Genomic DNA, 578 nt, shown 5'->3' with positions numbered 1-578 from the left:
TGCCACATCCCGGCCAGCAGATCACCGGTGGTGCGCGAGGGAATCATCACCGCGGTGACGAACCGCGAGGAGGAACAGACCATCACCAGCACCGGCGGTGATCCCTGCTGAGCGTCACCCAGCGGGATCCGTGCCGGCGGGAACCACAGATCGCACTGGACCTGGTCCCCCGGCCGGTAGAACAACCGGTCCGCCGGATCGGGCGGGGCGTACTCGCTGCGGATGGCTCGGAGATTGTCCCGGAACCAGGTGATGGACCCCGACCACCCCACCCGCTCGGCCAGCACCGTGGCCGGCATGGACGGGTGCTCGGCCAGCAGCGCCCGCACGACCGGCTCGACATCGGTGAACGCGTTGGGCCCCGCAGACCTCTCGTAGCGCGGTGGCCGGGAGGCGGCCACGGCCTTGGCGACCGTGTTCCGCGAGATCCCCAGCCGCGAGGCGATCTGGGACTTCGGCACCCCCTCGGCATGCAGCCGACGGATCAACGCCCAATCGTCCACAGTGATCACACTCCAATCGTCGAGTGCTCACTTTTCGACCGTCGCATCTGCTCAGTATTCGTCCGGCGTCGACAG

General features: G+C 68.2%; 1 protein-coding gene. It reads right to left on the bottom strand.

Going from position 1 to position 578, the window contains the following annotated elements:
- A partial coding sequence (locus tag RF640_RS19020; protein WP_368828669.1) for a helix-turn-helix domain-containing protein occupies positions 1 to 512 on the bottom strand: 512 nt, incomplete at its 3' end.
- Positions 513 to 578: the final 66 nt, after the last annotated feature.

Source organism: Kocuria sp. CPCC 205231, from assembly GCF_040980965.1.
GTDB lineage: Bacteria > Actinomycetota > Actinomycetes > Actinomycetales > Micrococcaceae > Kocuria > Kocuria rosea.
Note: the sequence above shows the minus strand (reverse complement) of the source record. Positions and strands in the feature narration are given on the sequence as shown.